Raw genomic sequence first — 13,424 nt, 5'->3', positions numbered from 1 at the left:
AAAGAAACGCCACGGCCCGCGAGGACCGTGGCGTTTGTTGTTGCGGCGGAGCCGTGGCGCCCCGCGCGCGCTCAGCGCGCCACGCCGTTCACGTTGGCCGCGGTCACGGCCGTCATGTTGACGATGCGGCGCACCGTGGCGGCCGGCGTCAGGATGTGCACGGGCCGCGCCGCGCCGAGCAGGAACGGCCCGACCGTGACGCCCTCGCCGCCCACCATCTTCAGCAGGTTGTAGGCGATGTTGGCGGCCTCGACGTTCGGCATGATCAGCAGGTTCGCCTCGCCCGACAGCGTGGTGCCGGGGAACGCGGCCTTGCGCACCATTTCCGAGAGCGCCGCGTCGCCGTGCATTTCGCCGTCCACCTCGAGCTGCGGCGCGCGCTCGGCGATCAGCCGGCGCGCCTCGGCCATGCGGCGCGACGACGCCGACGGCGCGCTGCCGAAGTTCGAGTTGGACAGCAGCGCGGCCTTCGGCACGATGCCGAAGCGCTCGATCTCGGCCGCGGCCTGGATCGTCATGTCGGCAAGCTGCTCGGCGCTCGGCAACTCGTTGACGTAGGTGTCGCAAATGAACAGGTTGCGGCCCGGCAGCATCAGCAGGTTCATCGCGGCCAGATGCTCGGCACCCGGCGCATGGCCGAGCACCTGCTCGACGTACTTCAGGTGGCTGTGGAACGTATCGATCATCCCGCAGATCATGCCGTCGGCTTCGCCGAGGCGGACCAGGATCGCGCCGATCAGCGTATTGGCCTTGCGCAGTGCGGCCTTGGCCACCTCGGGAGTGACCCCGTCGCGCGCGCCCAGTTCGTGATAGGCCTGCCAGCACCTCTGGTAGCGCGGATCGTCCTCGGGATCGACGATCTCGAAATCGGTGCCGGCACACAGCTTCGAGCCGATCTTCTTCAGGCGCATCTCGACCACGGCCGGGCGGCCGACGATGATCGGCCGGGCGATCTTCTCCTGCAACACGAACTGCGCGGCACGCAGCACGCGCTCGTCCTCGCCTTCGGCGAACACGATGCGCGCCTGCTTCGCCTTCGCGCTGGCGAACACCGGGCGCATCACCATGCCGGTGCGGTAGACGGTGGCGCCAAGCTCCTCGCGGTAGGCGTCCATGTCGGCGATCGGGCGCGTGGCCACGCCCGAATCCATCGCCGCCTGTGCCACGGCCGGCGCGATCTTGATGATCAGGCGCGGATCGAAGGGCTTCGGGATCAGGTAGTCGGGACCGAACTCGAGCGAATGTCCTTCGTAGGCCTTCGCGACCTCCTCGCTCTGATCGGTTTCCTGGGCCAGCTCCGCGATCGCGCGCACGCAGGCGAGCTTCATTTCCTCGGTGATGGTGGTGGCGCCCACGTCGAGCGCGCCGCGGAAGATGAACGGAAAGCAGAGCACGTTGTTGACCTGGTTCGGATAATCCGACCGGCCGGTCGCGACGATCGCGTCGGGACGCACGGCCTTGGCCGCCTCCGGGCGGATTTCCGGTTCCGGGTTGGCCAGCGCGAGGATCAGCGGCTGCGCGCCCATGGTCTGCACCATCTCCGGCTTCAGCACGCCGGCGCTCGAGCAGCCGAGGAACACGTCGGCACCCTGGATCGCATCGGCAAGCGTGCGCGCCTCGGTGGTCGCGGCGTAGCGCTGCTTCGACGGATCGAGCTGGCCGCGGCCCACGTGGATCACGCCTTTCGAATCGGTGACCAGCACGTTCGCCTTGGTGAGGCCGAGGTTGACGAGCAGGTCCAGGCAGGCGATCGCCGCGGCGCCCGCGCCCGAGCACACCAGCTTGACCTCGGCGAGCGACTTGCCCACCACCTTCAGGCCGTTCAGGATCGCGGCCGAGGCGATGATCGCGGTGCCGTGCTGATCGTCGTGGAACACCGGGATCTTCATGCGCTCGCGCAGCTTCTGCTCGATGTAGAAGCACTCGGGCGCCTTGATGTCCTCGAGGTTGATGCCGCCGAGCGTGGGCTCGAGCATCGCGATCGCCTCGACCAGCTTGTCCGGATCGGACTCGGCCAGTTCGATGTCGAACACGTCGATGCCGGCGAATTTCTTGAAGAGGCACCCCTTGCCCTCCATCACCGGCTTGGCCGCGAGCGGACCGATGTTGCCGAGCCCGAGCACCGCCGTGCCGTTGGTCACGACGCCGACCAGGTTGCCGCGCGAGGTGTACTTCTGCGCGTCGAGCGGTTCGTCGTGGATCGCCATGCAGGCGGCCGCCACGCCCGGCGAATAGGCGAGCGACAGGTCGAGCTGGTTCGACAGCGGCTTGGTCGGCGTGACCGAGATCTTGCCGGGCTTCGGATTCTGGTGATACGCGAGCGCGCTCTGCTTCAGTTGTTCATCCATGATTGATCTGATCTGCGGGAAAGGCGAGGTGAGCGGCCCGGCATTCGGCCACCGGCAGGCGCCGGAACGAGGCAATCGAGGGGATGGTCGATGAGGACGGGCGTCGCGCCGGATCGGTGCGCAGCCGGGCCTGTCTGCGGGATAAGCAAGGAGGCCAAAGTACCGGGCGGATTCTTTGGGCACCAAGTGTACACCTGCCCCGGCACGCGCGATGCCGCAGCACCGGATACCCGATATTGCCGTGACAGCGTGCCGCGCGCGCCGCGCGGCACGCCTTATGCGGCCGGCCCGACGGCGGCGGCCGGGCCGGTTCCGATTCGGGTAAAATGTCGGCCCACGCGCGCAGCGATACGCCTCCGCCGCCGGCCGACCCGCCGGCCCGCCCTTCCGGCAGGAATTCCGTCGCCGCGCCACGGTGCCCCGCGCCCGGCCTCTGAGCTCATCACCCAAGGAATGCCCATGACAGGCTTCGATCGTCAAACGATCTCCGACACCACCGCCAAAATCCTGCTCGAAGTGCAGGCGGTACACTTCAACGCCGAAAAGCCGTTCATCTTCACGTCCGGCTGGGCGAGCCCCGTCTATATCGACTGCCGCAAGCTGATCTCGTATCCGCGCGTGCGCCGCGGCCTGATGGAGATGGCGGAAGCGACGATCCTGCGCGACGTCGGCTTCGAGCAGATCGACGCCGTGGCGGGCGGCGAAACCGCCGGTATTCCGTTCGCGGCCTGGATCGCCGACCGGATGATGCTGCCGATGCAGTACGTGCGGAAAAAGCCGAAGGGCTTCGGCCGCAACGCGCAAATCGAGGGCCATCTCGAGGAAGGGTCGCGCGTGCTGCTGGTGGAAGACCTGACCACCGACAGCCGCAGCAAGGTGAACTTCATCAACGCGCTGCGCACGGCCGGCGCCACGGTGAACCACTGCTTCGTGCTGTTCCACTACAACATCTTCAAGGAAAGCGTCTCGGTCCTGAAGGACATCGATGTCGATCTGCACGCGCTGGCCACCTGGTGGGACGTGCTGCGCGTCGCCAAGGCCTCGGGCTACTTCGAGACGAAGACGCTCGACGAGGTCGAGAAATTCCTGCATGCGCCGGCCGAGTGGTCGGCCGCGCACGGCGGCGCCACCTCGCCGAAGGAGTAAGCGGCCCGGCGCCAGCCGTGGCGCGCCGGCCGACGACGCCCGTCAGCGACGGGCGTTTTTTTTCGCGCATTGCGCACGCCCCGCGCGTAGCCCGTCAGCGGCAGCGGCCTTGCCGCCCGGGCCGCCGCGCCGGGCCGGGCGGCGCGGCGCAGCCCGGCTGAGCCGCGGCGGCGCGCGCCGCCGCCGGCCTCGCTAGGCGGCGCCGGTGCTAGACTGCCGCTTCACTGACACAGGGTCGCAACGCGAATTCGGCCGCGCGCCGCGTGGGGCGACGTGACGGGAGGGTCGCGGAAATGCGTGAAAGCAGGCAGGCGCGGCGTGAGCGCGTGGCGCCTGCTCGCCGTGCTGGCCGCGGCGTTCGCCAGCCTGGCGCGGCCCGGCGCGCAGACGCCGTTCTCGGTGACGAGTCCCGAGCTGCGCGACGGCGGCCGCGTGAGCGCCGCGCAGCGCTACGGGCGCGGCGCCTGCCGCGGCGAGAACCGCTCGCCGGCGCTGGCCTGGCAAAACCCGCCGCGCGGTACGCGCTCCTATGCGATCACGATGTTCGACCTCGACGCGCCGGGCCGCGGCTGGTGGCACTGGGCCGTGGCCGACATTCCGGCCTCGGCCTCCGGCGTGCCCGCGAACGCGAGCGGCTCCGGCTTCCTCGGTAGGCTCGGCGCGGTCGAGGCGCGCAACGACTTCGGCAGCGACGGCTACGGCGGCCCGTGCCCGCCGCCCGGCAAGCCCCACCGCTACGTGATCACCGTCTACGCGCTCGACATCGAGCGCCTGCGCGCGGACCAGGGCCGGCCGCCGCAGTTGTTCGACCATGAGATCAGCGTCTCCGCGCTCGCCTCCGCACGTCTGACCGTCACCGACGAACGCTAGCCGCACGGCCCGCACGCGCGGCTTCGCGGCCCGGTTCGCGTGCCGATGCACGGCCGGTCAATATGCCGTCACGCCGGTCCTGCACGATGAAGCCCGCCCGCCATCGAGGCCGGGCGGCTTTTTTGGCGGCCCCGCTTACGGTGCCGTCCACCAGGTCTTAAAATGACGGCTTTCCGGCGCTCGCGCCGGCCGCCCCGTTCCGTGAGAGCAAGATGACCACGAAAGTTTTTGTCGACGGCCAGGAAGGCACGACCGGCCTGAAGATCTTCGAATACCTGTCGGCCCGCAGCGACATCGATATCCTGCGCATCGACGATGCCAGGCGCAAGGACGTCGAGGAGCGCCGCCGCCTCATCAACGCGTCCGACGTCACGTTCCTGTGCCTGCCCGACGTCGCCTCGCGCGAATCGGCCTCGCTCGTCGACAACGACCGCACCACGCTAATCGACGCGAGCACGGCGTTTCGCACCAGCGCCGACTGGGCCTACGGCCTGCCCGAGCTGACCCGCGCGCAGCGCGAGCGGATCCGCGGCGCGAAGCGGATCGCGGTGCCGGGCTGCCATGCCTCGGCGTTCGTGCTGGCGATGCGCCCGCTCGTCGACGCCGGCATCGTCCCGGCCGAGTTCGCGGCGCACAGCTACTCGATCACCGGCTACAGCGGCGGCGGCAAGAAAATGATCGCCGACTACGAAGCGGGCGGCAACCCGCGCCTAGCCAGCCCGCGCCCCTACGCGCTCGGTCTCGCGCACAAGCACCTGCCGGAGATGGCCGCGCACACGGGCCTCGCTCACGCACCGATCTTCACGCCGATCGTCGGGCCGTTCTACAAGGGCCTGGCCGTCACCACGTATTTCACTCCGGGCCAGCTCGCCAGGCCCGTGACGCCGCAGGACGTGCAGCAGGTGTTCGCCGATTACTACGCGGGCGAGGCGTTCGTGCGCGTCGCGCCGTTCGATGCAGCCGCGAACCTCGACGACGGCTTCTTCGACGTGCAGGCCAACAACGACACCAACCGCGTCGACCTGTTCGTGTTCGGCAACGAGGAGCGCTTCGTCACCGTCGCGCGCCTCGACAACCTCGGCAAGGGTGCCTCCGGCGCCGCGATCCAGTGCATGAACCTCAGCATCGGCGCGGCCGAGGACGCCGGCCTGAATCGCTGATACCCGCTCGCTTGCGCTGCAACCCAAACCGGCCCGCGCGGCCGGTTTTTTGTTACCCGCTTTTCCGCAGTGCCGCATAAAATCGCCGCCCCCCGCCATTCGCAAGGCGGTATTCACACGAATTCACAATCCGTTGATCCGTTAGCGAATCCGGCGTAATTCGATCACTCTCCCAATCGTGAATATCCCGAATAGGGATACACCTGAGCCGCGACGCCCGGGCCTTGCCGAGCAAGCATCGGCGCCTCGCCACGCGGCACCGGAGCGCGCATCGGCCGCCGATTTGGCGCGTCATTTGAAACGCCCATTTCGTTTCAATTTTTCCTCCATGCCCCGTCTTTACAAGGACGCCACGGAAGTCGCTCCGTTTAAATCATGTTTTTTAGACGGTTCCATCAATTGACAGCCGTTTGGCGCGCGGCGAAATTACATCGCACAATTACACCGGAGACGGAGGCATGTCATACGCCTTGTGGGAGGGGCTGGCCGTGGCCAACGTGTCACGCCCCTTGCTGGCCGCGGCAGGAGCCGGGATCGACGCATCCCCGGCCGCCGGCATCGCACCGCGCACGCAGGCGGCGCATCCGATCGCGGGCAGCCCCGCCGCCCGCCGCCCGTTCCCTCCACGCACTCACCAGGATTTGCGCCGGCCCATGGCCAATCACGAGGTATCCGCAACGATGCCCCGCGTGGTCGACCGGCCCGCCGGCGGCGCGCGCTCCGGCAGCATGGCCGCGCACCGCGCCTCGCGCGCCGCGTCGGCGCGCGAGGCGGCAGACGGGATCAACGGGGGCGTGGAGCAGCCGACGACGCCGGATTCGGGAGCGCCGCCGGCGGCCCAAGCCGGCCCCGGCGCGGCAAGCGGCTAGCCGGACGGCTGCACGCAAGGGTCACCAAAGAAGCGGCCGACAGGGAGCCGGCCGCCACCAACAAGACAATCCTGGAGGAGCGAAATGAAGCGGAATCTCTTACTGGTCACGGCGGCGGTCGCCGTGCCGTTGTTGTCGGCCTGCGGGGGCGCGGACGACAAACCGATCACGGCGCTGGCCGCCACCGAGCCGGGGCTCTGCCCGTCGTCGCTCGACTACAGCACGGTCTACACCGGCGGCGGCGGCGACGGCGAACTGGTGAAACTGCAGCTCGACACGCAGAAGCTGACCTGGCAGATTTCCTATATCGAATCGCCGATTCCGGCCACCACGGGCACCGTCACGCCGACGCGCGCGGGCACCACCGTCAGCGGCACGCTCAGCCGCGAAACCGGCCTGCCGACCGCGAAGCTGAACAACTGTGCGTTCCAGCTCAACGGCGCGAGCCTCGACCCGTCACGCCCGGCGCGCGTATTCGTCGGCTTCGGCGTGGCGGGCGGCACCATTCCCGGCGCGCGGATCTCGTTCCCGGGCGTGATCGGCGTGGCGGCCGTGCCCGACACGACGTTCCCCTACTACCCGTTCATCGGCTTCTCGTCGCTCGAGACCAACATCGCGAACGTCGCCGGCGTGTACAGCCAGCTCGGCTACGGGCAGGTGCCTTCGCAGAAGTTCGCGCCGGTCACCATCGACGGCAAGGTCACGATCAACGCGGACGGCTCCTGGCAGCGCTGCGACACGACCGGCGTCAACGCGGGCACCTGCCAGCAGCTCGGCTCGAACTTCACGCAGTCGCCGGACGGCAGCGGCGCGTTCGTGACCAACCACTACCAGGGCCAGGCGAAGCCGACGCTGTCCGCCTCGGGCGCGCAGGGCAAGGGCTATCTGATCGTCGGTAAGCTGCGCAACCAGCTGGTGCCGATCATGATCCGCACCGGCGCGGCGAATCCGAACCCGACGCCGGACGCGAACGGCGTGCCGGGCCTGACCGCCGACGACGAGTCGGGCATCTCGATCATGGCGCCGCAGAACACCGTCGCAGTCGGCTCGCAGAACGGCGAATACATCGGCGTCGACAGCCAGTTCGATTACCGCAGCACCGCGCTCATCAACACCCAGGCCACCCTGCTCGATCCGTTCAACGCCTCGCAGGCCTCGCTCGCGACCGCGCTGAACCTGGACTACACGCAGGCCACCCCGGGCACGGTCACCTCGGTGCACACGGGTGCGACCAGCACCACGCCGACCGGCAAGTTCATCTTCACGGGTGGCGTGTTCGGTTTCCTCGACAACAACAATGCGACGTCGCCGTATTTCACGATCGGCGCGTTCGTCCAATAAGTACGGGGGAGTTACCGTGAACAAGACCCTTCTTCGCGGCGCAGCCGTGCTCGCCGCCGCGCTCGGCGCCAGCGGCGCGCAGGCGCAAAGCGCCGGCAGCAACGTTATCGGCCTCGGCTGGTTCCATATCACGCCGATCCAGAGCAGCACGTCGCTGGTCACCAACGTGGCCCCGACGCCGATCAACACGCCGCTGAGCCTGCCGCCCTCGTTCGACTCGCCGGGCACCGGGTTGCGCACCAACAACTCGGACACGCTCGGCCTGACGATCAGCCACTTCTTCACCGATAACGTCGCCGTCACCTCGGTGGCGGGCGTGCCGCCGGTGTTCCAGGTATCGGGGCACGGCACGATCGTGCCGCCCGGGCCGGCCGGCGCGCTCGGCACGCAGAACATCGGGCTCGACGCGGTCAACCCGATCGTCAAGAGCGTGCGCCAGTGGAGCCCGGCCGTGATCCTGCAGTACTACTTCGCGAACGCCAATTCGAAGCTGCGGCCGTTCGTCGGCATCGGCGTGTCGTACAACTGGTTCAGCGACCTGCAGCTCAGCAACAACTTCATCAAGCAGACGCAGGACAACCTCGGTTCGATCCTCGCGGCCGGCGCCGGCAAGCCCGGCACCACGCAGGTGTCGGCGAAGGCGTCGTCGTCGTGGCAGCCGGTGTTCAACGCGGGTCTGACCTACTCGATCAACCAGCACTGGGGGCTGATTGCCTCGGTAACCTACATCCCGCTGAAGACCACCTCGACCGTGACGATCAAGGCGGCCGACGGCACGACGCTCGCCGAATCGAAGGGCGACCTGAAGGCAAACCCGATCATCAGCTACCTCGCGGTGTCGTACAAATTCTGACGCGGGACGGCCGGGATCGCCGGATGGCGCCCGGCAAAATCATCGGAGGCAATCGGGGGACGAAAAAAAGCCCGCCTGAAGAGGCGGGCTGAATCCATATCAGAGGAGACATGGAGGAGACAAATCCAACTATACCCGAGCCGATGACGCAACGCAACATTTTCGTACGGAAAATCAGGATTTTCCCTTGCGGGTTGTTGCGGAGTCGCCACGACGCCGACGCCCGGCTCAGTGGCGCACCAGCGCCATCGCCGCGCCGAAACCGACGAACACGCCGCCCGTCAGGCGGTTGAAGATCCGCACCACGCGCGCGCTCTTGAGCGTCGCGCCGATCCGCGTGCCGAACCCGCAATAGACCAGATACCAGCTCACCTCGCAGACGGCCAGCGTCACGACCAGCGACGCGAACTGCGGCAGCTTCGGCGCGTTCGGATCGATGAACTGCGGCGTGAGCGCCGCCGCGAACAGCAGCGCCTTCGGGTTGCTGCCCGACACCAGGAAGCCGTTGCGGAACAGCGCGCCCGGCGTCGCGAACCCGGCCGGCACCGCGGCGGCCCCGTCGACGGCCGGCGCCTGCTCGACGCGCGCGCGCCACGCCTTCACGCCGAGCCAGATCAGATAGGCGGCGCCGGCCAGCCGCAGCGCATCGAACATGCGCGGCCACGCGGCCAGGAACACGCCGAGCCCGGCCGCCGAGATCAGGAACATCAGCACCAGCGCGAGCAGCGCGCCGGCCATGGTGGCCGCCGAACGGCGCATCCCGTAGCGGGCCCCGTGCGACATCACCAGCAACATGTTCGGCCCCGGTATCGCCGACACCACGAACATCGTCGCCAGGAACAGGCTCCACGTATGCAGACTCATCGCTACCTCGTCATGAAAGAAAAGCCGCGGCCGCCGGCGCGGCACGGCCCGAAAGCCGCGCTTCAGCGTCCCGCGCGGCGCGCGGCCACCTCGCCCAGCACCGCGAAATCACGCTCGCCGTCGCCGTGCGCGATCGCGTCGATCAGGTTGTCGCGCAGCACGCTGCCGACCGGCATCGGCACCGACACCGCGTCGGCCGCCTCGAGCGCGAGCCGCACGTCCTTGAGCCCGAGCCGCGCCTTGAACATGGCCGGCTCGTAGCGGCGCTCGGCGATCATCGTGCCGTAGCCCTGGTAGACCGGCCCCGGCAGGATGCTGTTGGTGATCACGTCGATGTAGTCGCTGACGGCCACGCCGTGCCCGGCCAGCATCGCGGCAGCCTCGCCCATCGTCTCGATCGCCGAGGCGATCGAGAAATTCGCCGCGAGCTTCACCGCGTTCGCGTGCTGCGGCAGCGAGCCGAGCCGCCAGGTCTTCTTGCCGATCACGTCGAAGGCCGGCTGCACGCGGTCGATCGCCTCGGCCGGGCCGGCCGCGATGATCGTCAGCTGCCCCAGCGCGGCCACGTTCGGGCGTCCGAGCACTGGCGCCGCCACGTAGTGCAGGCCGCGCTCGGCATGCGCGTGCGCGAGCGTTTCGGCCAGCGCGACCGAAATGGTCGCCATGTTCACGTGGATCAGCCCGCGCGACGCCTGCTCGAGCAGCCCCGCGTCGAACACGCCGCGCACGGCCGCGTCGTCGGCCAGCATCGACAGCACCAGGTCGCCGGCGAAGGCGTCCCCGATCGTGGCCGCCGGCTGCGCGCCCTGCGCCACGAGCGGCGCGGCCTTCTCCGGCGAGCGGTTCCAGACCCGCACGCGGTGGCCCGCCTTCAGCAGGTTCGCGGCAATCGCGCTGCCCATTTCGCCGAGCCCGACAAATCCGATATCCATCCGTTCGCTCCTCGATTCCTCAAGCGGGCAAGTAAAGCACAGCTGCGTGATGTTTGCGCGTTCGGGCGAAATCGAACGACGCTCGCCGCCGCCATGAAAAAAGTCCCGCCGCGCGAGCGGGCGGGACTTCATCGGGCGAGGCCGGCCGCGCCGGACCGGCGCGGGGCGCCGCTTACTGGAACAGCTTGAGCGCCTGGGCGAGCGTGTTGAACACACCCCATGCGAGCGGAACCAGCACGTAGAGCCAGAACAGCACGAGCAGGCCCTTGTTGGTCGGGTGCTCGCTGCCGCCGCTGCGGGTCGAGAGTTCGGTCATCACGGTCTCCTTATTTGCCGGCCGCGAGCTGCGCGTCGGTCATGTAGTGTTGATCGGCCACGCGCCGGATCAGCAGGTTGCAGAAGAAACCCACCACCAGCAGCACCGCCATCAGATGAACCGTCATCGTGTAGGCGTCGGCCTTCGCGACGCCGTGGCCCACCTGGTACGCGCGGATGTAGTTGACCAGCACCGGGCCGGCCACGCCGGCCGCCGCCCAGGCCGTCAGCAGGCGGCCGTGGATGCCGCCCACGAACGCGGTGCCGAACATGTCGGCGAGGTAGGCGGGCACCGTCGAGAAGCCGCCGCCATACATCGACAGGATCACGCCGTAGGCCAGCACGAACAGCGCGATATGGCCGCCTGCCGCGAACTGCGGCACGCAGTAGTAGAGCACCGCGCCGAGCAGGAAGAAGATGAAGTAGGTGTTCTTGCGGCCCACCCAGTCCGACGCCGAGGCCCAGACGAAGCGCCCGCCCATGTTGAACAGCGACAGCAGGCCGACGAAGCCGGCTGCGGCCGCGGCCGACACGGTGTCCTTGAAGCTTTCCTGGATCATCACCGAGGCCTGGCCGAGGATGCCGATGCCGGCCGTGACGTTCAGGAACAGCACCAGCCAGATCAGGTAGAACTGCGGCGTCTTCAGCGCCTGGTCGATGTGGACGTGGCGCGAGGTGATCATCTTGTTGGTCGACTGCGCCGGCGGCTCCCAGCCGGCCGGCTTCCAGCCCGGCGCCGGCACGCGGATCGCGAACGCGCCGATCGTCATCGAGATGAAGTAGGCCACGCCGAGCACCACGAAGGTTTCGGCCACACCCACGCTGGTCGCGCTCTTGAAGTGGTTCATCAGCGCCACCGACAGCGGCGCGGCGATCATCGCGCCGCCGCCGAAGCCCATGATCGCCATGCCGGTGGCCATGCCGCGACGGTCCGGGAACCAGCGGATCAGCGTCGAGACCGGCGACACGTAGCCGAGCCCGAGCCCGATCCCGCCGATCACGCCGTAGCCGAGATAGAGCAGCCAGATCTGGTGGACCCAGACGCCGATCGCCGCCACGATGAAGCCGCCGCCGAAGCAGCAGGCCGCCGTCAGCATGGTGCGGCGCGGGCCGACGCGCTCGAGCCACTTGCCGGCGAACGCCGCCGACAGGCCGAGGAACACGATCGCGAGCGAGAAGATCCAGCCGAGCGTGGTGAGCGTCCAGTCGCCGGCGGCCGAGGACGTGATGCCGATCACCTTCGTGAGCGGTCCGTTGAACACGGAGAACGCATAAGCCTGGCCGATGCAGAGGTGGACCGCGAGCGCCGCGGGCGGCACCATCCATCGCGAGAACCCCGGGCGGGCAATCGTCGCCTCCTTGGACAGGAAGGACGGGGTGCCCGCGCTGCCGGCGGGCTCGATGACACTACTCATGGTCGTCTCCGTTGCAAATCTTGTTGTCGCCTGCGCGTGCCGTCGCGCCAGATGGTCTCGACATAGGAATCATTGGTTCATATAGTTGGTTGCCCCGAAAGCGCTACGCCGATTCCGGCGCGCCATTTCGAACGATAGGCATGCTGAAATGCATACGCAATATGAGATATTCCGACATAAGGGAATGCCCAAGCGGCAGCCACGCCGCTGTTTTGCGAGATAAGCGGAAAGCACGTTCGGGGGGCGGATCGGGCCACGATCGCGAACTTCCGATACGCTTACGCGCGCCCGACAAAAGCGGCGCATCCTACGCGAGACGCCGCGCAAACACAATTTTTAACATCCTCGACCCGCCACGCTTGTTAGCCTGCCCCGACATCGCTGGCTGCCGGCCCGCCCGGGGGCGCAAGACAGCGATGCGTTGACGGACCCCGTACCACGAGAATGAAGCCATTGATGAACGTACCGAAACGAATCGCGGACTGCGCGCTGCTGGCCGGCATCGCCGCCGCGCTGGCCGGCTGCGGCAGCAGCAGCGACGGCCCGCGTCCGCTCGCCCAGTCACAGGCCGCTGCGATCGGCGCGCCGCCGGGCGCGATGATCTATGTGTCGTCGGCACTGGGCGCGCCGCAGATCGAGCAATGTCTGTCCAGCCGCCTGTCGCGCGCACGCGTCACCCGGCAGGGCACCGTCGCGACGGTACTGGTCGGCCCGTACTCCGAGGCCGACGACTGGCGCATCACGCTCGAGCGCAACGCGGCAGCCGGCACGACGATTGCGGTCTACCCGCCACGCAGCGGCGACGGCGAACCCGACGAGGCAACGCTGCGCTTCCATCTCGCGCGCTGCGCGGTCTGACCGTGCCACCAAGCGGGCCGCCGCGCGAGGCGTGAGGCGAGCCGCGAACCGTGCGGGCGCGACGCACAGCACTCGTCCACCGGCGGCTGTGGACAGGCACCGTGCGCGAGGCGACGCCGCGGGCCGCCTGCCGCAAAACCGCTGCGGGCTTTTGCCGTGCGGCCTACAATACTTTCCCGACGGCTGTGGAAATTCGCCGAGTATCGCGACCGGACCAACCGAGGAGCGACCGGACCAACCGAGGACGGTCGCGGCGCGGGCGAGCAGCGGCCGCGACGATGCCGGCCGGCGCCGCCGCGGGCACACGGCGCACCGGCCGCCGGCCCGAGGCAGCAATGCTGTCGAATCCGGCACGACGGCGCCCGCGTATATCGGGCATCGATCCACCGGCAACCGGCAGCCGTCCCGATCCTCCCCGGCCGCGTCCACCTGCTACGCCCTTCGTGCCCGGAG

General features: G+C 68.6%; 12 protein-coding genes. 7 read left to right on the top strand and 5 right to left on the bottom strand.

Annotated elements, in window-relative coordinates:
- Positions 1-71 precede the first annotated feature (71 nt).
- A complete protein-coding gene (locus KS03_RS18325; RefSeq protein WP_012734329.1) occupies positions 72-2,348 on the bottom strand; it encodes an NADP-dependent malic enzyme in 2,277 nt (758 codons plus the stop codon).
- A gap of 459 nt (positions 2,349-2,807) precedes the next feature.
- Here KS03_RS18325 and KS03_RS18320 point away from each other — a divergent pair, with 459 nt between their 5' ends.
- The 6 genes from KS03_RS18320 (at position 2,808) to KS03_RS18295 (ending at position 8,587) form a co-directional block, all read left to right on the top strand.
- The gene (locus KS03_RS18320) at positions 2,808-3,494 is read left to right on the top strand and encodes an orotate phosphoribosyltransferase (protein WP_012734328.1); all 687 of its coding nucleotides are present in this window, start codon (positions 2,808-2,810) and stop codon (positions 3,492-3,494) included.
- A gap of 297 nt (positions 3,495-3,791) precedes the next feature.
- On the top strand, positions 3,792-4,364 hold the full coding sequence (locus tag KS03_RS18315) for a YbhB/YbcL family Raf kinase inhibitor-like protein (RefSeq protein WP_167343611.1): 573 nt from the start codon (positions 3,792-3,794) through the stop codon (positions 4,362-4,364).
- Between the two features lie 212 nt (positions 4,365-4,576).
- A complete protein-coding gene (argC, locus tag KS03_RS18310) occupies positions 4,577-5,524 on the top strand; it encodes an N-acetyl-gamma-glutamyl-phosphate reductase (RefSeq protein ID WP_012734326.1) in 948 nt (315 codons plus the stop codon).
- 458 nt (positions 5,525-5,982) lie between these two features.
- Positions 5,983-6,393: a hypothetical protein gene (locus tag KS03_RS31530; RefSeq protein ID WP_127913973.1), complete on the top strand. Its 411-nt coding sequence runs from the start codon at positions 5,983-5,985 to the stop codon at positions 6,391-6,393.
- Between the two features lie 84 nt (positions 6,394-6,477).
- The gene (locus KS03_RS18300; protein WP_012734325.1) at positions 6,478-7,734 is read left to right on the top strand and encodes a DUF2957 domain-containing protein; all 1,257 of its coding nucleotides are present in this window, start codon (positions 6,478-6,480) and stop codon (positions 7,732-7,734) included.
- A gap of 16 nt (positions 7,735-7,750) precedes the next feature.
- Entirely contained in the window at positions 7,751-8,587 is an 837-nt protein-coding gene (locus KS03_RS18295; protein ID WP_012734324.1) for an OmpW/AlkL family protein, read from the top strand.
- A gap of 228 nt (positions 8,588-8,815) precedes the next feature.
- Here the strand turns inward: KS03_RS18295 and KS03_RS18290 are convergent, their stop codons facing one another.
- From KS03_RS18290 to KS03_RS18275, 4 genes are all read right to left on the bottom strand, one after another.
- A complete protein-coding gene (locus KS03_RS18290) occupies positions 8,816-9,451 on the bottom strand; it encodes a LysE family translocator (RefSeq protein WP_012734323.1) in 636 nt (211 codons plus the stop codon).
- Between the two features lie 62 nt (positions 9,452-9,513).
- Positions 9,514-10,383 carry an NAD(P)-dependent oxidoreductase gene (locus KS03_RS18285; protein ID WP_012734322.1) on the bottom strand — a complete coding sequence of 290 codons (870 nt, stop codon included), beginning with the start codon at positions 10,381-10,383 and terminating at the stop codon, positions 9,514-9,516.
- A gap of 172 nt (positions 10,384-10,555) precedes the next feature.
- Positions 10,556-10,699: an MFS transporter small subunit gene (locus tag KS03_RS18280; RefSeq protein WP_012734321.1), complete on the bottom strand. Its 144-nt coding sequence runs from the start codon at positions 10,697-10,699 to the stop codon at positions 10,556-10,558.
- A 10-nt stretch (positions 10,700-10,709) separates the two neighbouring features.
- On the bottom strand, positions 10,710-12,113 hold the full coding sequence (locus KS03_RS18275; RefSeq protein WP_012734320.1) for an L-lactate MFS transporter: 1,404 nt from the start codon (positions 12,111-12,113) through the stop codon (positions 10,710-10,712).
- Positions 12,114-12,557: 444 nt separating this feature from the next.
- On the opposite strand from KS03_RS18275, the gene KS03_RS18270 reads away from it, so the two are divergent.
- On the top strand, positions 12,558-12,971 hold the full coding sequence (locus tag KS03_RS18270; RefSeq protein WP_012734319.1) for a hypothetical protein: 414 nt from the start codon (positions 12,558-12,560) through the stop codon (positions 12,969-12,971).
- The last annotated feature ends 453 nt before the right edge of the window (positions 12,972-13,424 follow it).

Source organism: Burkholderia glumae LMG 2196 = ATCC 33617 (genome assembly GCF_000960995.1).
Classification (GTDB): domain Bacteria; phylum Pseudomonadota; class Gammaproteobacteria; order Burkholderiales; family Burkholderiaceae; genus Burkholderia; species Burkholderia glumae.
The sequence above is the reverse complement of the archived record's forward strand: the minus strand, read 5'-3'. Positions and strand labels throughout refer to the sequence as shown.